Here is an 18,250-nt window from a genome sequence, read left to right as displayed (position 1 = left end):
ATCTTACATCATTTTGGCGCTTCTTCTTCAGAGAGGAAGAACCAGGTTTCCAGTACCGAGTCCGGGTTCAGGGAAACGCTCTCGATGCCCTGCTCCATCAGCCAGCGCGCCAGATCCGGGTGGTCGGACGGGCCCTGGCCGCAGATGCCGATGTACTTGCCAGCCTTGTTACAGGCCTGGATGGCATTGGACAACAGCTTCTTGACCGCAGGGTTACGCTCGTCGAACAGGTGCGCGATGATGCCCGAGTCACGGTCCAGGCCCAGGGTCAGCTGGGTCAGGTCGTTGGAACCGATGGAGAAACCGTCGAAGAACTCGAGGAACTCATCGGCCAGCAAGGCGTTGGACGGCAGCTCGCACATCATGATGACGCGCAGGCCGTTGTCGCCACGGGCCAGGCCGTTTTCGGCGAGCAAGTCGACCACCTGGCTCGCTTCGCCCAGGGTGCGTACGAACGGCACCATGATCTCGACGTTGGTCAGGCCCATCTCGTTGCGCACGCGCTTGAGGGCACGGCATTCCAGCTCGAAGCAGTCGCGGAAGTTTTCGCTGATGTAACGCGAAGCACCACGGAAGCCCAGCATCGGGTTCTCTTCTTCAGGCTCGTACAGCTTGCCGCCGATCAGGTTGGCGTACTCGTTGGACTTGAAGTCCGACAGGCGCACGATGACCTTTTTCGGGTAGAAAGCCGCCGCCAGGGTGCTGATACCCTCGACCAGCTTCTCGACGTAGAAACCGACCGGGTCGTTGTAACCGGCGATACGCTTGTCGACGCTTTCCTTGATGTCCAGCGGCAGGTTCGGGTAGTTCAGCAGCGCTTTGGGGTGCACGCCGATCATGCGGTTGATGATGAACTCCAGACGCGCCAGGCCGATACCAGCGTTCGGCAACTGGGCGAAATCGAATGCGCGGTCGGGGTTGCCGACGTTCATCATGATCTTGAACGGCAGTTCCGGCATGGCATCGACGGAGTTCTGCTTGATGTCGAAGCCCAGCTCGCCTTCGAAGATGTAGCCGGTGTCGCCTTCGGCACAGGAAACGGTCACGCCCTGGCCATCCTTCAACAGCTCGGTGGCGTTGCCGCAACCGACCACTGCCGGGATACCCAGCTCGCGGGCGATGATCGCCGCGTGGCAGGTACGGCCGCCACGGTTGGTGACGATGGCGCTGGCGCGTTTCATCACCGGTTCCCAGTCAGGGTCGGTCATGTCGGAGACCAGCACGTCGCCTGGCTGGACCTTGTCCATCTCGGACACGTCCTTGATGATCCGCACCTTGCCCGCGCCGATGCGCTGGCCAATGGCACGGCCTTCGGCCAGAACGGTGCCTTTCTCTTTAAGCAGGTAGCGCTCCATGACGTTGGCGGAGCTGCGGCTCTTCACGGTTTCAGGACGCGCCTGAACGATGTAGAGCTTGCCGTCGTCACCGTCCTTGGCCCACTCGATGTCCATCGGGCAGCCGTAGTGCTTCTCGATGATCATCGCCTGGCGGGCCAGGTTGCTGACTTCTTCATCGGACAGGCAGAAACGCGCGCGCTCGACGGCATCGACGTCGACGGTTTTCACCGAACGACCGGCCTTGGCCTCGTCGCCGTAGATCATCTTGATGGCCTTGCTGCCCAGGTTGCGGCGCAGGATCGCAGGACGACCGGCTTCAAGGGTGCCCTTGTGAACGTAGAACTCGTCCGGGTTGACCGCGCCTTGTACGACGGTTTCGCCCAGGCCGTAGGCGCCGGTGATGAAGACGACGTCACGAAAGCCCGATTCGGTGTCCAGGGTGAACATCACGCCAGCGGTTCCGGTCTCGGAACGCACCATGCGCTGCACGCCAGCCGACAACGCCACCAGCTTGTGGTCGAAACCCTGGTGCACACGGTAGGAAATGGCGCGGTCGTTGAACAGCGAGGCGAAGACTTCCTTCGCTGCGCGGATCACGTTGTCGACGCCACGGATGTTGAGGAAGGTTTCCTGCTGACCGGCAAAAGAAGCGTCAGGCAGGTCTTCTGCGGTGGCGGAAGAACGCACGGCCACGGCGACGTCCGGATTGCCAGCCGACAGGGTCGCGAAGGCTGCGCGGATTTCGGCGTTGAGCTGCTCGGGGAATTCAGCCTCCATGATCCACTGACGAATCTGCGCGCCGGTCTTGGCCAGGGCGTTGACGTCGTCGACGTTCAGGGCATCGAGTGCTTTGTGAATCTGATCATTGAGGCCGCTTTGCTCAAGAAAATCACGGTAGGCCTGAGCTGTAGTGGCGAAGCCACCAGGGACGGACACGCCTGCGCCCGCCAGGTTGCTGATCATCTCTCCGAGGGATGCGTTCTTGCCCCCCACGTGCTCAACATCATGTTTGCCGAGCTTATCGAGGGAAACTACGTACTCTACCAAGGTGATCTCTCCACTAACCAATTTGTTGTTGGGAAAAGCGTTGGTGCGTAAATCACAGAAAAACCGATTCAGCGCACTTGAAGCCTGGGTTTGGAAAATCTGCATCTTGAAAAAACGGGTAGAATGCGGCCAGGTCATGGCGCGCAAGCCGGCCTATCATATCCAAGAATCGTCACCAGCTTAAGGCCCAAGGCGCAAATGAAACGATCCGCTTTCTTTATCTCCGACGGCACCGGCATTACTGCCGAGACACTAGGCCAGAGTCTGCTAGCGCAATTTGAAACCATAACGTTCAACAAGTTCACCAGGCCCTATATCGACAGCGTCGAGAAAGCCCGGGCCATGGTTGCGCAAATCAACAAGGCCGCGGAGAAGGACGAGGCGCGTCCGATCATCTTCGACACCATCGTCAACCAGGACATCCGCGAGATCCTGGCCACGTCCGACGGCTTCATGATCGACATCTTTTCGACCTTCCTGGCCCCGCTGGAACAGGAGCTTAGTTCACACTCCTCCTACTCGGTGGGCAAATCGCATTCCATCGGCCATAACTCCAATTACATGGAGCGGATCGAGGCGGTGAACTTCGCGCTGGACAACGACGACGGCGCCCGGACCCATTATTACGACAAGGCCGATATCATCCTGGTGGGCGTTTCGCGCTGCGGGAAGACACCTACCTGTCTGTACATGGCAATGCAATTCGGGATTCGGGCGGCCAACTATCCGCTGACCGAAGAAGACATGGAACGCCTGCAGTTGCCCGCCGCACTCAAACAGCACCGCAGCAAGTTGTTCGGCCTGACCATCGACCCGGACCGACTGACTGCGATCCGCCATGAACGCAAGCCCAACAGCCGTTATTCGAGCTTTGCCCAGTGCGAGTTCGAAGTGCGGGAAGTGGAGAATCTGTTCCGCCGCGAGAACATTCCGAATATTAATTCCACGCACTTTTCGGTCGAGGAAATCTCGGCGAAAGTGTTGGTGGAGAAAGGGGTTGAGCGGCGGTTCAAGTAACACCGCATGAATGATCGGGAACTCCGGATCCCACGCAAACCCTTGTAGGAGCGCGCTTGCCCGCGACGGCGTCGGGTCAGGCCACATCACTGTTTGTGGCAGACCGCCGTCGCGGGCGAGCGCGCTCCTACAGTGGTACCGGACAGATTAGAAACTGTCACCCGGCACGCGCACCCAACCTTCCATCAACACCCGCGCGCTGCGGCTCATGATGGCTTTCTTCACCTGCCATTCCCCCACGACCAGCACCGCCTCGGCGCCCACGCGCAGGGTTCCCGATGGGTGGCCGAAACGCACCGCGCTGCGTTCACCGCCGCCGGCCGCCAGGTTGACCAGGGTCCCCGGAATCGCCGCCGCCGTGCCAATGGCCACCGCGGCCGTGCCCATCATGGCGTGGTGCAGCTTGCCCATGGACATGGCACGCACCAGAAGATCGGTGTCGCCTGACGACACGCGCTTGCCGCTCGAAGACACGTAGGCCTCGGGTTTTGCGACAAAAGCGACCTTAGGCGTGTGCTGGCGCCTGGCGGCCTCATCGACATGGGCAATCAGACCCATGCGCACAGCACCATGGGCGCGAATGGTTTCGAACATGCTCAAGGCCTTCGGATCACTGTTGATCGCGTCCTGCAATTCAGTGCCGGTGTAGCCGATGTCCCGGGCATTGACGAAGATGGTCGGGATGCCGGCATTGATCATGGTCGCCTTGAACGTGCCGACACCCGGCACCTCCAGCTCATCCACCAGATTGCCCGTGGGGAACATCGAGCCGCCTGCGCCCTCCTCTTCGGCTGCCGGGTCCATGAACTCCAGTTGTACCTCAGCGGCCGGAAAGGTCACGCCATCGAGTTCGAAGTCGCCGGTTTCCTGCACCTGCCCGTCGGTCATCGGCACGTGGGCGATGATGGTCTTGCCTATGTTGGCCTGCCAGATGCGCACCACCGCCATGCCGTCGCGAGGGATCAGGCTGGGGTCGACCAGGCCGTTGCTGATGGCGAACGGCCCGACCGCTGCGGACAGGTTGCCGCAGTTGCCGCTCCAGTCCACGAACGGCGTGTCTATGGAAACCTGACCGAACAGGTAATCCACGTCGTGGTCGGGCCGGGTGCTTTTCGACAGGATCACCGTCTTGCTGGTGCTCGACGTCGCGCCGCCCATGCCGTCGATCTGCTTGGCGTAGGGGTCGGGACTGCCGATGACGCGCAGCAACAGGGCGTCACGGACAGCGCCCGGAACCTGCGCCGCTTCGGGCAGGTCCTGCAGACGGAAAAACACGCCCTTGCTGGTGCCGCCGCGCATGTAGGTCGCGGGGATCTTGATTTGTGCGGTGTGGGCCATTGGATCGCATCCTTTATGTAACGTCTAACACATCCCGTAGCAGCACGGCTTGCCGGCGGGGGCGTCCGCAAAATCGCCCCCGCCGGCAAGCCGTGCTGCTACGGGAATTCACCCGCGCAACTGAATCTCACGCCACCGAGGATTCCAGGAAATCCTGGGCGAAGCGTTGCAACACGCCGCCCGCTTCGTAGATCGAGACCTCTTCACCCGTATCCAGGCGGCAGGTGACCGGCACTTCCAGGCGCTCGCCGTTGCCGCGATGGATCACCAGGGTCAGCGTTGCACGGGGCGTGCGCTCACCGATCACGTCGAAGGTTTCAGTGCCATCGATGCCCAGCGTGGTGCGATCGGTGCCCGGCTTGAACTCCAGCGGCAACACGCCCATGCCCACCAGGTTGGTGCGGTGAATGCGCTCGAAACCTTCGGCAACGATCGCCTCGACGCCTGCCAGACGCACGCCCTTGGCCGCCCAGTCCCGAGACGAGCCCTGCCCGTAGTCGGCGCCAGCCACGATAATCAGCGGCTGCTTGCGCTCCATGTAGGTCTCGATGGCTTCCCACATGCGGGTGACCTTGCCTTCCGGCTCGATCCGCGCCAGCGAACCCTGTTTCACCTTGCCGTTCTCCTGCACCATCTCGTTGAACAGTTTCGGGTTGGCAAAGGTCGCGCGCTGGGCGGTCAGGTGATCGCCACGGTGAGTGGCGTAGGAGTTGAAGTCCTCTTCGGGCAGGCCCATCTTCGCCAGGTACTCACCCGCCGCGCTGTCGAGCATGATCGCGTTGGACGGCGACAGGTGATCGGTGGTGATGTTGTCCGGCAGCACGGCCAGCGGGCGCATGCCCTTGAGGGTACGTTCGCCGGCCAGTGCGCCTTCCCAGTACGGCGGGCGACGGATGTAGGTGCTCATCGGACGCCATTCGTACAGCGGCTCGACCTTGGGACCGGTGTCCTCATGGATAGCGAACATCGGAATGTAGACCTGACGGAATTGCTCGGGCTTGACCGACGCCTTGACCACCGCGTCGATTTCCTCGTCGCTGGGCCAGATGTCTTTGAGGCGGATTTCTTCGCCATTGGCGCTGATACCCAGCACATCTTTCTCGATATCGAAGCGAATGGTTCCGGCGATGGCGTAGGCCACCACCAGCGGCGGCGAGGCGAGAAACGCCTGCTTGGCGTAGGGATGGATGCGTCCGTCGAAGTTGCGGTTGCCCGACAGCACGGCCGTGGCGTAAAGATCGCGGTCGATGATTTCCTGCTGGATCACCGGATCCAGCGCACCGGACATGCCGTTGCAGGTGGTGCAGGCGAACGCCACGACGCCAAAGCCCAATTGCTCAAGCTCGGAGGTCAGCCCCGCTTCGTCCAGGTACAGCGCCACGGTTTTCGAGCCCGGCGCCAGCGAGGACTTGACCCACGGCTTGCGGGTCAGTCCCAGCTTGTTGGCATTGCGCGCCAGCAGCCCGGCCGCGATGACGTTGCGCGGGTTGCTGGTGTTGGTGCAACTGGTGATGGCCGCGATAATCACTGCGCCATCCGGCATCTCGCCGGGGGTCTCCTGCCAGGCACCGGCGATGCCTTTGCTCGCCAGGTCCGCCGTGGCCACTCGGGCGTGGGGGTTCGACGGCCCGGCCATGTTGCGCACGACGCTGGACAGGTCAAAGCTCAGCACCCGCTCGTATTCGGCCGTGGTCAGGCTGTCGCCCCACAGGCCGGTGTGTCTGGCGAAGGCTTCCACCAGTTTGACCTGCTGATCGTCGCGCCCGGTCAGGGTCAGGTAGTCGATGGTCTGCTGGTCGATGGCGAACATCGCAGCGGTGGCGCCGTACTCCGGGGCCATGTTGGAGATGGTCGCGCGGTCGCCCAGGGTCAATGCACGGGCACCTTCACCGTAGAACTCAAGGTAGGCACCCACGACCTTCTGCTTGCGCAGGTATTCGGTCAGCGCCAGCACCACGTCGGTGGCGGTGATGCCAGGCTGCGGGCGGCCCGTCAGCTCGACGCCGATGATGTCCGGCAGGCGCATCCACGAGGCGCGGCCCAGCATGACGTTTTCCGCTTCCAGGCCGCCGACGCCAATGGCGATCACGCCCAGCGCATCGACGTGAGGGGTGTGGCTGTCGGTGCCGACCAGAGTGTCCGGGAAGGCCACGCCATCGAGGGTCTGGATCACCGGCGACATCCGCTCCAGGTTGATCTGGTGCATGATGCCGTTGCCCGGCGGGATCACTTCGACGTTCTTGAACGCCTGCTTGGTCCAGTTGATGAAATGAAAACGGTCCTCGTTGCGGCGATCTTCGATGGCGCGGTTCTTGGCGAACGCGTCAGGGTCGAAACCGCCGCACTCGACGGCCAGCGAGTGGTCGACGATCAGTTGCACCGGCACCACCGGATTGACCTGCGCCGGGTCGCCGCCCATGTCGGCAATCGCATCACGCAGGCCCGCCAGGTCGACCAGTGCGGTCTGGCCGAGGATGTCGTGACACACCACGCGCGCTGGAAACCAGGGAAAGTCGAGGTCGCGCTTGCGCTCGATCAATTGCGTGAGTGAAGCCTTGAGCGTTGCCGGGTCGCAGCGACGCACCAGGTTTTCTGCCAGCACCCGGGAGGTGTACGGCAGGGTGGCGTAGGCGCCAGGCTTGATCGCATCGACAGCCTCACGGGCGTCGAAAAAGTCGAGCGAGGTGCCGGGCAGCTGCTTGCGATATTCAGTGTTCATTGTCAGGACTCGGTCACGGTGTGTTTCAAAGGGCAGCGGCTGATTCCGGTTTCTGTGTAGGAGCGCGCTTGCCCGCGACTGGGACGTGCCTGTGACAACAATGTGTCTGACACACCGCGGTCGCGGGCAAGCGCGCTCCTACGGGAGTCGCCAGCCCCACCACTCAGCGTTGTTCGATTGGCACGAACTTGCGCTGTTCGACGCCGATGTACTCGGCGCTCGGGCGGATGATGCGGTTGTTGGCGCGCTGTTCGAACACGTGGGACGCCCAGCCGGTCAGGCGCGAGCAGACGAAGATCGGCGTGAACAGCTTGGTCGGGATGCCCATGAAGTGGTACGCCGAGGCATGGTAGAAGTCGGCGTTGGGGAACAGCTTCTTCTGCTCCCACATGGTGTTGTCGATGGCCTCGGAGACCGGGAACAGCACCTTGTCGCCTACTTCGTCCGCGAGTTTTTTCGACCAGCCCTTGATGACCTCGTTGCGCGGGTCGTTGTCTTTGTAGATCGCGTGGCCGAAGCCCATGATCTTGTCCTTGCGCGCCAGCATCTCCAGGGTGCCCTTGACCGCATCGTCGGCCGAGGAGAATTTCTGGATCATTTCCATGGCCGCTTCGTTGGCGCCGCCGTGCAACGGACCACGCAGGGTGCCGATGGCAGCGGTGATGCACGAGAACAGGTCCGACAGCGTCGAGGCGCAGACCCGGGCGGTGAAGGTCGAGGCGTTGAATTCGTGCTCTGCATAGAGAATCAGCGACACGTCCATGACCTTGCGGTGCAAGTCGCTTGGGGTCTTGTCCAGCAGCAGCTTGAGGAAGTGCCCGCCAATCGAGGTTTCATCGGTCACGCAATCGATGCGCTTGCCCTCGTGGCTGAAGCGATACCAGTAGCACATGATCGCCGGGAACGCGGCCAGCAGGCGGTCGGTGGAATCGCGCTGTTGCTCGAAGCTGGCTTCGGGCTCCAGGTTGCCGAGCATCGAACAGCCCGTGCGCATCACGTCCATCGGGTGGGCGTCGGCAGGAATGCGCTCCAGCACCTCTTTCAACGCTTGCGGCAGATCACGCAGGCCCTGCAGCTTTTTCAGGTAAGTGTCCAGTTGAGCCTGGGTCGGCAATTCGCCGTACAACAGCAGGTAGGCCACTTCTTCGAAACGCGCATCGGCAGCCAGCTCACGCACGTCATAGCCACGGTAGGTCAAGCCGGCACCGGCCTGGCCCACGGTCGACAGCGCGGTCTGTCCGGCGACCTGCCCACGCAGGCCCGCGCCACTCAATACTTTTCCTTCAGCCATTGCTCTCTCCAAATCTTGTCGTTTTAAGGAAATCGGCAATTCGGTGTTGCATCAGTCGATCACTGTAGGAGCGCGCTTGCCCGCGACGCGATCTGCCTGTGAAAAAGGCCTGTCTGACACACCGCAGTCGCGGGCAAGCGCGCTCCTACAAAGCCAGTCGAATGCGCTCAGCCCTTCTTCTGCGCAAACAGCGCATCCAGTTTCTGTTCGAAAGCGTGGTAATCGATGCGTTCATACAACTCCATGCGGGTCTGCATGGTGTCGACCACGTTCTTCTGCGTACCGTCTCGACGGATCGCGGTGTAGACATTCTCCGCCGCCTTGTTCATTGCGCGGAACGCCGACAGCGGGTACAGCACCAGCGACACATCGGCCGAAGCGAGCTCGTCAGTGGTGAACAAAGGCGTGGAGCCGAATTCAGTGATGTTGGCCAGGATCGGCGCCTTGACCCTTGAGGCGAACAGCTTGTACATCTCAAGTTCGGTAATGGCTTCCGGGAACACCATGTCGGCGCCCGCCTCAATGCACGCCGCCGCGCGGTCCAGTGCTGACTCCAGGCCTTCCACCGCCAGCGCATCGGTGCGCGCCATGATCACGAAGCTGTCATCGGTGCGCGCATCCACCGCTGCCTTGATGCGATCGACCATCTCCTGCTGCGAAACGATTTCCTTGCCCGGGCGATGGCCGCAGCGCTTGGCGCCCACCTGATCCTCGATGTGCATGGCCGCCGCGCCGAACTTGATCATCGACTTCACGGTGCGCGCGACGTTGAACGCCGAAGCGCCGAAACCGGTGTCCACATCCACCAGCAGTGGCAGGTCACACACGTCCGTGATGCGGCGCACGTCCGTCAGCACGTCATCAAGACCAGTGATACCCAGGTCCGGAACGCCCAGGGAGCCCGCCGCCACCCCACCACCGGACAGGTAGATGGCCTTGAAGCCCGCACGTTGGGCCAGCAGCGCGTGGTTGGCATTGATGGCCCCGACCACTTGCAACGGATGCTCGCTCGCGACGGCGTCACGGAAGCGTTGGCCGGGAGTCGTTCTTGAAGTCATTGTTCACCTCGGGCAGTAGCAGCTTGATGATCCTGCGCTTGATAGCGCTGTTCGATATTGCGTTTGGAGGCGCCGATGTGCCGGCGCATCAACAGTTCAGCCAGTTCGCCGTCGCGGTCGGCGATGGCGTCAAGAATCCTGTGGTGTTCGCTGAAGGCCTGGCGTGGCCGGTTGGGCGTGGTGGAAAACTGGATGCGGTACATGCGCACCAGTTGATACAGCTCGCCGCAGAGCATCTGCGTCAGGGTGCTGTTGCGCGCGCCCTGGATGATCCGGTAATGGAAGTCGAAGTCGCCTTCCTGCTGGTAATAACCGACGCCGGCCTGAAACGCCGAATCGCGCTCGTGGGTTTCCAGCACGTTACGCAGTTCCTGGATTTCCTCGACCGTCATGCGCTCGGCGGCCAGACGGCAGGCCATGCCCTCGAGGGATTCACGAATCTCGTAGAGTTCCACCAGCTCCGCATGGCTGAGCGAAACCACCCGCGCACCGACGTGAGGCACACGAACCAGCAGGCGCTGGCCCTCCAGGCGGTGGATGGCTTCGCGCAGCGGACCCCGGCTGATGCCATAGGTGCGCGCCAGTTCCGGCTCGGAAATCTTGCTGCCGGGGGCAATATCACCCCGGACGATGGCCGCCTGAATACGCCGAAAGACGTTCTCGGACAGGGTTTCCGAATCGACCTGAGCAAGGGTGGCAGAATCCGTCGAATCCAACATTGTCGACACCTTTGAAAGCAATGAGGCCAAATCTAGTCATTTACGCTATTTGCGTCAAAGACAATTTAGAGACTGTCGACAATCGTCTAATAACCTCCCCTTCTGAAAACCTCGGCGTCCACACGTCCGGCAAAGCCCTTTGCTGGCGCCATAAAACCTTCATGCTAGAATGCCGACCGCATTTACCCGCCGTTACAGACGTTCCAGGCTGGTCGCGGCCCACGCCTTTTCAACCCCTTTGCATGCCTTCACCGCGCCAGGACCTATGAGCCGCAATCCTCTACTCTTTCTGCTGTGCCTTCTGTCAGGCTTTCTGTTCAGCGACCTGTGCCTGGCCGCCGGCAAGACCGTCTACGGGCTGAACGAATACGCAGAGCTCGCCGGGATCGACCTGCAAGTGGCGGCCAAACTGGACACCGGCGCCAAGACCGCCTCGCTCAGCGCCCGCGACATCAAGCGTTTCAAGCGCGATGGCGAATCCTGGGTGCGCTTCTACCTGGCCATCGACGACGCCCACGAACACCCCATCGAGCGGCCGCTGGCGCGGGTCAGCAAGATCAAGCGCAGGGCCGGCGATCTGGATCCGGACGATGAAAAGAAGTACACCTCGCGGCCCGTCATCAGCCTGGATGTGTGCATGGGTGCAGCTTCTCGCACCATAGAAGTGAACTTGACCGACCGAAGTGCATTCCAATACCCGCTTTTGATTGGCTCCGAAGCGCTCAAGCGCTTCGATGCGCTGGTCGATCCAAGCCTTAAATATGCTGCAGGCAAACCGGCCTGCATCACCGATGCTCAAACCGCAGAGTAACTACATGCGCTCTCTAACCCTCCATCTGAAGATCCTGATCGCGACCCTGGTCACCCTGGGCATCGCGATCACGGCCTATCAGATACTGGCGCTCGGCATCCCGGTGACCGAAGACGAAACGGACGACCTGTGGAACATCGACGCCAAGGTCGAGTTCGTCGCCAACCCCAAGGATTCGGTCAAGGTGCAGATGTACGTACCGCCGCTCTCGCGCGACTACATCAGCCTCAATGAAAGCTTCATCTCCAACAATTACGGGGTCAACGTCAACCGTGCCGACGGCAACCGCAAGGTCACCTGGTCCGCCCGCCGCGCCACTGGCAACCAGACCCTCTACTACCGTCTGGTGCTGACCAAGCGCTACAGCGGCGAAAAAGCCAAGGTCAAAGGCCCGATCTTCCGTGACAGCATCGCCGTCGAAGGCCCGGAGAAAATCGCCGCCGACGCCCTGCTCGCGCCGATCCGCCAGCACTCGGCGGACGTCGAGACGTTCGTCAGCGAAGCCATCAAGCGTGTCAACAACCTGTCCGATGACAACGTCAAGCTGCTGCTGGCCGGCGATCCGTCGGTGCAGAACAAGGCGCGGGTCACGGAAATCCTGCTGTCCATCGCCCACGTGCCGGTGGAGAAAGTGCACACCATTCGCCTGGTGGCCGACCAGCCGCAGACCCCGGAACTCTGGCTGCGCAGCTTCAACGGCAAGGACTGGCTGTATTTCAACCCGGAAACCGGCGAGGCGGGCCTGCCCCAGGACCGGCTGCTGTGGTGGATCGGTGACGACAACCTGATCACCGTCGAGGGCGGCAAGAAGGCCATGGTCAGCTTCACCCTGAACAACAGCGAGATGAACGCCATCCGCCTGGCCAAGCTAACCGACGAAAGCACCGACGCCGACTTCCTCGAATACTCGCTCTACGGCCTGCCGCTGCAGACCCAGCAGACCTTCATGATCATGGTGATGATCCCCATCGGCGTGCTGGTGATCCTGATCCTGCGCAACCTGATCGGCCTGCAGACCCTGGGCACCTTCACCCCGGTGCTGATCGCCCTGGCCTTCCGCGAGACGCAACTGGGCTTCGGCATCGTGCTGTTCACCATCATCACGGCACTGGGGCTGTCGCTGCGTTCCTACCTTGAGCACCTCAAGCTGCAAATGTTGCCGCGCCTTTCGGTGGTGCTGACCTTCGTGGTGGTGCTGATCGCCGCCATCAGCCTGTTCAGCCACAAACTGGGGCTGGAGCGCGGGCTGTCGGTGGCGCTGTTCCCGATGGTGATCCTGACCATGACCATCGAACGCCTGTCGATCACCTGGGAAGAGCGCGGCGGCAGCCACGCCATGAAAGTCGCGGTCGGCACCCTGTTCGCCGCGTCACTGGCGCACATAATCATGAGCGTGCCGGAGTTCATCTACTTCGTGTTCACCTTCCCGGCGATCCTGCTGATCCTGGTGGGCTTCATGCTGGCGATGGGACGTTATCGCGGCTACCGCCTGACCGAGCTGATCCGTTTCAAGGCCTTCATCAAGGAAGACGCCGAACGGGAAAACGTCAAATGATCGGCTGGTGGAAGACCTGGAAGGCGCTGGAAGCCAAGGGCATCATGGGCATCAACCGGCGCAACGCCGACTACGTGCTCAAGTACAACAAGCGCAGCCTGTACCCCATCGTCGATGACAAGATCATCACCAAGGAACGGGCCATCGCCGCCGGCATTCACGTGCCGGAAATGTACGGAATCATTTCCACCGAAAAAGAAATCGAAAAGCTCGACGAGATCATCGGCGGGCGCAACGACTTCGTCATCAAGCCGGCCCAGGGCGCGGGCGGCGACGGCATCCTGGTGGTCGCCGACCGCTTCGAAGGCCGTTACCGCACGGTGTCCGGACGCATCATCAGCCATGAGGAGATCGAGCATCAGATCTCCAGCATCCTCACCGGCCTGTATTCCCTGGGCGGCCACCGGGATCGTGCGCTGATCGAATACCGCGTCACCCCGGACCAGATCTTCAAGAGCATCAGCTACGAAGGCGTGCCCGATATCCGCATCATCGTGTTGATGGGCTACCCGGTCATGGCCATGCTGCGCCTGCCGACCCGCCAGTCCGGCGGCAAGGCGAACCTGCACCAAGGCGCCATCGGCGTGGGCGTCGACCTGGCCACGGGCCTGACCCTGCGTGGCACCTGGCTGAACAACATCATCAGCAAACACCCCGACACCACCAATGCCGTGGACGGCGTGCAACTGCCCAACTGGGACGGTTTCATGAAGCTGGCCGCCGAATGCTACGAGCTGTGCGGCCTGGGCTACATCGGCGTGGACATGGTGCTGGATCAGGAACGCGGCCCGCTGATCCTCGAACTCAACGCCCGCCCCGGCCTGAACATCCAGATCGCCAACGACTGCGGCCTGACCCACCGCACCACGGCGGTGGAGCAACGCCTGGAAGAACTGGCCGCCGAGGGACGCCACGACAGCCCACAAGAGAGGGTCAGGTTCGTGCAAGAGCTGTTCGGCCACGTTTAACACTCTCCACATTCCCCGTAGCAGCGCGGCTTGCCGGCGGGAGCGGTGAATCAGTCACAGGTGTGCCGTCTGACACGACGCCCCCGCCGGCAAGCCGTGCTGCTACGGTCGGCGTGGATATGCCGAATTCCGACACCCCTCTAGGAGCCAGCCCCCCGGAGGACTACAATCGCCGTCCGCGCGCCACGACTGTCTTTTCCTGCCATGCCAATCTGTTCCGTATACCCGCTCGCCTACCACGCCGACCCGACCGGGTACTTCTCCCTCGTTCGCCACGCCCCCGGCGCCGTGCTGCTGGACAGCGGCCGCCCCGAGGCGGATCGCGGACAGTTCGACATCCTCAGTGCCTGGCCGCTGGAAACCCTGGCACCTGCGGCCGACGAAACCGGCGCTGCATTCCTCCAGCGCCTGCGCGACAGCCTTGCCCGACTTGGCGATGCGCAACTGCCCGAACACAGCCCCCTGCCCTTTGCCGGCGGCCTGATCGGTTATCTGGCCTACGATTTCGGACGCTTGCTCGAACCCCTTCCTGCACAGGCAGCGGATGACCTGCACCTGCCAACGGCACGCCTGGGCCTTTACTGCTGGGCAATGGTCAGCGATCACCAGATGCGCAGCAGCCAGTTGGTGTTCCATCCGGCGCTGGCCGACGACGAACGCAAGCGCCTGATCGAACTGTTCGCGCAGCCACTGCCCACGGCAGACGATGCCAGCTTCCACCTGAGCGCCCCCTTCGCAACCGACATCAATGCCCGGCAGTATCAACAGGCCATCGAACGCATTCACGCCTACATCCAGGCCGGCGACTGCTATCAGGTCAACTTCGCCCAGCGTTTTCGCGCCCAATACCGTGGCGATCCGTGGGCGGCGTATCAGGCCCTGCGCGTCGCCTGCCCGACGCCGTTCGCCGGTTACCTGAGCCTGGCTGACGGCGATGCCATCCTGAGCCTGTCGCCGGAGCGTTTCGTCAAAGTCAGCCAGCGCCAGGTAGAGACCCGGCCAATCAAGGGCACCCGCCCGCGCGGGAAAACGCCAGCCGAGGATGCCGCCTATGCCGAGGAACTGCTGGCGAGCCCGAAAGACCGTGCGGAAAACCTGATGATCGTTGACCTGTTGCGCAACGATCTGGGCCGCACCTGCCGCACAGGATCGGTCAGGGTGCCGCAACTGTTTGGCCTGGAAAGCTACCCCAACGTGCACCATCTGGTCAGCGTGGTGACCGGCGAGCTGGCCGCCGACAAGGACGCGCTGGACCTGCTGGGCGGCTCCTTCCCCGGGGGCTCGATCACCGGCGCGCCGAAGATCCGCTCGATGCAGATCATCGACGAACTCGAACCCAGCCGTCGCTCGCTGTACTGCGGCTCGCTGCTGTACCTGGACGTGCGCGGCGAGATGGACAGCTCGATCGCCATCCGCAGCCTGCTGGCCCAGGCCGGGCAGATTTCCTGCTGGGGCGGCGGCGGGATCGTCGCCGATTCCCAGTGGGAAGCCGAGTACCAGGAAACCTTCACCAAAGTGCGGGTGCTGATGCAGACGCTTGAGGCGTTGTAGCAGCACGGCTTGCCGGCGGGGGCGGTGTGGCTGTGACGACAATTTCGCCTGACACACCGCCCCGCCGGCAAGCCGTGCTGCTACGGACAGCGTCCAGTTACAACTTCAACACCCGATTCGACGCCTTGATGAACTCGCGCTTGAGCTCATCGAACGTGTGCACTGCCGGAAACTGGGGAAACTCGCAAATCACGTTGTCCGGCGCATGGAACAGAATCCCTGCATCGGCTTCGCCCAGCATGCTGGTGTCGTTGTAGGAATCCCCGGCGGCGATCACGCGGTAGTAGAGGCTCTTGAAGGCCAGCACCGACTGGCGCTTGGGGTCCTTCTGGCGCAGCTGGTAATCGGTCACCCTGCCGGCCTCATCCGTCACCAGCCGATGACACAGCAGGGTCGGGAAGCCCAACTGGCGCATCAAGGGCTGTGAAAACTCGTAGAAGGTGTCGGAGAGGATCACCACCTGAAAGCGTTCACGCAACCAGTTGACGAACTCCACGGCGCCATCAAGGGGCTTGAGGGTCGCGATCACTTCCTGGATGTCGGCGAGCTTGAGCCCGTGCTCGTCGAGAATACGCAGCCGCTGCTTCATCAACACATCGTAATCAGGAATGTCGCGGGTGGTAGCACGCAACGACTTGATGCCGGTTTTCTCGGCGAACGCGATCCAGATTTCCGGAACCAGCACCCCTTCGAGGTCAAGACAGGCAATTTCCACAGTTCACTCCTTGTGCGCCTCATGGAGGCGATGGGTCGGCAAGCTGCACTCTAACCAGCCTGCACCGTCCTGCGCAAACGCAGGTTTTGCGGCAATCGGCTGAAGGTTTTTGTTACCATCTGCGCCATTACGAGCGCCTAAGCGCCACTCTTGATTAGGAAGCCGCCTGATGAGTCATCCTTTCAATGTCGAGGAAATCGCCTCGGCCTACGCCAACAAGTCCCCCCAGGACATCCTCAAGTTCGCCTTCGAGCAGTTTGGCGACGAATTGTGGATTTCCTTCAGTGGCGCCGAAGACGTGGTGCTGGTCGACATGGCGTGGAAGATCAACAAGAACGTCAAGGTGTTCAGCCTGGACACCGGCCGCCTGCACCCGGAAACCTATCGCTTCATCGATCAGGTGCGCGAGCAGTACAAGATCGACATCGACATCGTGTCGCCGGACCGCGAGAAGCTTGAGCCTTTCGTCAAGGAAAAGGGCCTGTTCAGCTTCTACAAGGATGGCCACGGCGAATGCTGCGGCGTGCGCAAGATCGAGCCGCTGCGACGCAAGCTCAAGGACGTGAAAGCCTGGGCCACCGGCCAGCGCCGCGATCAGAGCCCGGGCACCCGCAACAACGTGGCGGTGGCCGAGATCGACGGCGCGTTCTCCACGCCCGAGCGCACGCTGTACAAGTTCAACCCGCTGGCGCAGATGAGCAGCGCCGAGGTGTGGAACTACATCCGCATGCTGGAGCTGCCGTACAACAGCCTGCACGAGCGCGGCTTCATCAGCATCGGCTGCGAACCCTGCACCCGCCCGGTGCTGCCAAACCAGCACGAACGCGAAGGCCGCTGGTGGTGGGAAGAAGCCACGCAGAAGGAATGCGGCCTGCATGCCGGCAACCTGATCTCGAAAGCCTGATGCAACCTCTGAAGGAGCGCGCTTGCCCGCGACAGCGTAGTGTCAGGCAACACAGAGTCATCAGACTCGACGCCGTCGCGGGCAAGCGCGCTCCTACAGAAATCAGGCTCCGGGGATCAATGCTCGGGCAGCACCACGCCGTCGAACAGCTCTTCGAGCTCCTGCTTGTTGTGGCACTGGATCGCCTTGGCCATGACGTCGCGGGTCAGGTGCGGGGCGAATTTCTCGATGAAGTCGCACATGAAGCCTCGCAGGAAAGTGCCGCGACGGAAGCCGATCTTGGTGATGCTCGCCTCGAACAGCTCGCTGGCATCGAGCACCACCAGGTCGCTGTCCAGCTTCGGATCGACCGCCATCTTGGCCACGATGCCCACACCCAGACCCAGGCGCACATACGTCTTGATAACGTCGGCGTCGGCGGCGGTGAACACCACTTTCGGGGTCAGCCCACGGTGGCTGAAGGCTTCGTCCAGCTTGGAGCGGCCGGTGAAACCGAACACGTAGGTGACGATCGGGTATTCGGCGAGGATTTCCAGCGTGAGCTTGGGCAGCTTGGTCAGCGGATGGCCCTGGGGCACCACCACGCAGCGGTTCCAGGTGTAGCACGGCATCATCACCAGATCGCCGAACAGCTCCAGCGCTTCGGTGGCGATGGCGAAATCCACGGTGCCATCAGCGGCCATCTCGGCGATCTGCATCGGCGAGCCCTGATGCATGTGCAGCGCCACGTCAGGGTACTGCTTGATGAAATTGCTGATCACCGGCGGCAGCGCATAACGTGCCTGGGTGTGGGTGGTCGCGATGGAGAGCGTGCCTTTCTTCTCGTTGGAGAATTCCTGGGCGATCTGCTTGATGCTCTCGACCTTGCGCAGGATTTCCCCCGCAGTGGTAATGATCCGCTCCCCCGCCGGCGTGACACGTGTGAGGTGCTTGCCGCTGCGTGCAAAAACCTCGACCCCCAGTTCGTCTTCCAGCAAACGGATCTGCTTGCTGATGCCCGGCTGCGAGGTGTAAAGGCTCTGCGCCGTCGCCGAAACGTTGAGGTCGTGGTGCGCCACTTCCCAGATGTAGCGCAATTGCTGAAGCTTCATATGTATCCCTCAAAGCCGGAAGACGCCACGGGCATCACGACGGTATATAACTGGATTAATGGTCAAGAAGGCAAAGTTAGAACTTTTTATAAATTTTAGCCAGCATTTTCAGAGTCTGATGGCACGCAG

The 18,250-nt window shown here is 61.9% G+C and carries 14 protein-coding genes; 6 read left to right on the top strand and 8 right to left on the bottom strand.

The genetic code is table 11. The features are described 5' to 3' along the window. Positions 1-8 precede the first annotated feature (8 nt). On the bottom strand, positions 9-2,384 hold the full coding sequence (gene ppsA / locus ACIPO9_RS23425; protein WP_400783802.1) for a phosphoenolpyruvate synthase: 2,376 nt from the start codon (positions 2,382-2,384) through the stop codon (positions 9-11). A 198-nt stretch (positions 2,385-2,582) separates the two neighbouring features. Here ppsA and ACIPO9_RS23420 point away from each other — a divergent pair, with 198 nt between their 5' ends. Then, a complete protein-coding gene (locus ACIPO9_RS23420) occupies positions 2,583-3,401 on the top strand; it encodes a pyruvate, water dikinase regulatory protein (RefSeq protein WP_274133407.1) in 819 nt (272 codons plus the stop codon). A gap of 147 nt (positions 3,402-3,548) precedes the next feature. Here the strand turns inward: ACIPO9_RS23420 and prpF are convergent, their stop codons facing one another. From prpF to ACIPO9_RS23395, 5 genes are all read right to left on the bottom strand, one after another. Beyond that, entirely contained in the window at positions 3,549-4,739 is a 1,191-nt protein-coding gene (prpF, locus tag ACIPO9_RS23415) for a 2-methylaconitate cis-trans isomerase PrpF (RefSeq protein WP_400783800.1), read from the bottom strand. Between the two features lie 127 nt (positions 4,740-4,866). Next, positions 4,867-7,458 carry a Fe/S-dependent 2-methylisocitrate dehydratase AcnD gene (acnD, locus tag ACIPO9_RS23410; RefSeq protein ID WP_400783797.1) on the bottom strand — a complete coding sequence of 864 codons (2,592 nt, stop codon included), beginning with the start codon at positions 7,456-7,458 and terminating at the stop codon, positions 4,867-4,869. Positions 7,459-7,621: 163 nt separating this feature from the next. Next, positions 7,622-8,749, bottom strand: coding sequence for a 2-methylcitrate synthase (prpC, locus tag ACIPO9_RS23405; RefSeq protein ID WP_400783795.1), 1,128 nt, complete (start codon positions 8,747-8,749; stop codon positions 7,622-7,624). A 167-nt stretch (positions 8,750-8,916) separates the two neighbouring features. Next, positions 8,917-9,807 (bottom strand): methylisocitrate lyase, encoded by an 891-nt coding sequence (gene prpB, locus ACIPO9_RS23400; protein WP_274136729.1) that lies wholly within the window; start codon positions 9,805-9,807, stop codon positions 8,917-8,919. Then, positions 9,804-10,526: a GntR family transcriptional regulator gene (locus ACIPO9_RS23395; protein WP_400783793.1), complete on the bottom strand. Its 723-nt coding sequence runs from the start codon at positions 10,524-10,526 to the stop codon at positions 9,804-9,806. The genes prpB and ACIPO9_RS23395 overlap by 4 nt, the downstream gene beginning before the upstream one ends. 265 nt (positions 10,527-10,791) lie before the next feature. Between ACIPO9_RS23395 and ACIPO9_RS23390 the strand changes: the two genes are divergently transcribed. The 4 genes from ACIPO9_RS23390 (at position 10,792) to pabB (ending at position 15,411) form a co-directional block, all read left to right on the top strand. Continuing rightward, positions 10,792-11,337 (top strand): ATP-dependent zinc protease, encoded by a 546-nt coding sequence (locus ACIPO9_RS23390; RefSeq protein ID WP_400783791.1) that lies wholly within the window; start codon positions 10,792-10,794, stop codon positions 11,335-11,337. A gap of 4 nt (positions 11,338-11,341) precedes the next feature. Then, the gene (locus ACIPO9_RS23385; RefSeq protein ID WP_274136732.1) at positions 11,342-12,892 is read left to right on the top strand and encodes an inactive transglutaminase family protein; all 1,551 of its coding nucleotides are present in this window, start codon (positions 11,342-11,344) and stop codon (positions 12,890-12,892) included. Further along, positions 12,892-13,860, top strand: a complete 969-nt coding sequence (locus tag ACIPO9_RS23380; protein WP_274136737.1) for an alpha-L-glutamate ligase-like protein — start codon at positions 12,892-12,894, stop codon at positions 13,858-13,860. The genes ACIPO9_RS23385 and ACIPO9_RS23380 overlap by 1 nt, the downstream gene beginning before the upstream one ends. Before the next feature lie 204 nt (positions 13,861-14,064). Further along, the gene (gene pabB / locus ACIPO9_RS23375; protein ID WP_400783788.1) at positions 14,065-15,411 is read left to right on the top strand and encodes an aminodeoxychorismate synthase component I; all 1,347 of its coding nucleotides are present in this window, start codon (positions 14,065-14,067) and stop codon (positions 15,409-15,411) included. Positions 15,412-15,508: 97 nt separating this feature from the next. On the opposite strand, the gene thrH is transcribed toward pabB, so the two are convergent. Further along, positions 15,509-16,126, bottom strand: a complete 618-nt coding sequence (gene thrH, locus ACIPO9_RS23370) for a bifunctional phosphoserine phosphatase/homoserine phosphotransferase ThrH (protein WP_400783786.1) — start codon at positions 16,124-16,126, stop codon at positions 15,509-15,511. A gap of 169 nt (positions 16,127-16,295) precedes the next feature. Here thrH and ACIPO9_RS23365 point away from each other — a divergent pair, with 169 nt between their 5' ends. Then, complete coding sequence (locus tag ACIPO9_RS23365) at positions 16,296-17,030, top strand: phosphoadenylyl-sulfate reductase (protein ID WP_274136735.1); 735 nt, start codon at positions 16,296-16,298, stop codon at positions 17,028-17,030. A gap of 116 nt (positions 17,031-17,146) precedes the next feature. Here ACIPO9_RS23365 and cysB read toward each other — a convergent pair whose 3' ends face one another. Beyond that, positions 17,147-18,121 carry an HTH-type transcriptional regulator CysB gene (gene cysB, locus ACIPO9_RS23360; RefSeq protein WP_062382408.1) on the bottom strand — a complete coding sequence of 325 codons (975 nt, stop codon included), beginning with the start codon at positions 18,119-18,121 and terminating at the stop codon, positions 17,147-17,149. Between the last annotated feature and the right edge of the window lie 129 nt (positions 18,122-18,250).

Origin of the sequence: Pseudomonas sp. NPDC090203, from assembly GCF_044746765.1 — a bacterium.
In the GTDB taxonomy this organism is placed as follows: Bacteria; Pseudomonadota; Gammaproteobacteria; order Pseudomonadales; family Pseudomonadaceae; genus Aquipseudomonas; species Aquipseudomonas putida_AD.
The sequence above is the reverse complement of the archived record's forward strand: the minus strand, read 5'-3'. Positions and strand labels throughout refer to the sequence as shown.

Bases quoted from the DNA above. Each gene is read 5' to 3' on its own strand.
- pabB (WP_400783788.1), top strand. From the start codon at position 14,065: ATGCCAATCTGTTCCGTATACCCGCTCGCCTACCACGCCGACCCGACC.
- acnD (WP_400783797.1), bottom strand. From the start codon at position 7,458: ATGAACACTGAATATCGCAAGCAGCTGCCCGGCACCTCGCTCGACTTT.
- prpB (WP_274136729.1), bottom strand. From the start codon at position 9,807: ATGACTTCAAGAACGACTCCCGGCCAACGCTTCCGTGACGCCGTCGCG.
- prpF (WP_400783800.1), bottom strand. From the start codon at position 4,739: ATGGCCCACACCGCACAAATCAAGATCCCCGCGACCTACATGCGCGGC.
- cysB (WP_062382408.1), bottom strand. From the start codon at position 18,121: ATGAAGCTTCAGCAATTGCGCTACATCTGGGAAGTGGCGCACCACGAC.
- ACIPO9_RS23365 (WP_274136735.1), top strand. From the start codon at position 16,296: ATGAGTCATCCTTTCAATGTCGAGGAAATCGCCTCGGCCTACGCCAAC.
- ACIPO9_RS23390 (WP_400783791.1), top strand. From the start codon at position 10,792: ATGAGCCGCAATCCTCTACTCTTTCTGCTGTGCCTTCTGTCAGGCTTT.
- ACIPO9_RS23420 (WP_274133407.1), top strand. From the start codon at position 2,583: ATGAAACGATCCGCTTTCTTTATCTCCGACGGCACCGGCATTACTGCC.
- ACIPO9_RS23395 (WP_400783793.1), bottom strand. From the start codon at position 10,526: ATGTTGGATTCGACGGATTCTGCCACCCTTGCTCAGGTCGATTCGGAA.
- prpC (WP_400783795.1), bottom strand. From the start codon at position 8,749: ATGGCTGAAGGAAAAGTATTGAGTGGCGCGGGCCTGCGTGGGCAGGTC.
- ACIPO9_RS23385 (WP_274136732.1), top strand. From the start codon at position 11,342: ATGCGCTCTCTAACCCTCCATCTGAAGATCCTGATCGCGACCCTGGTC.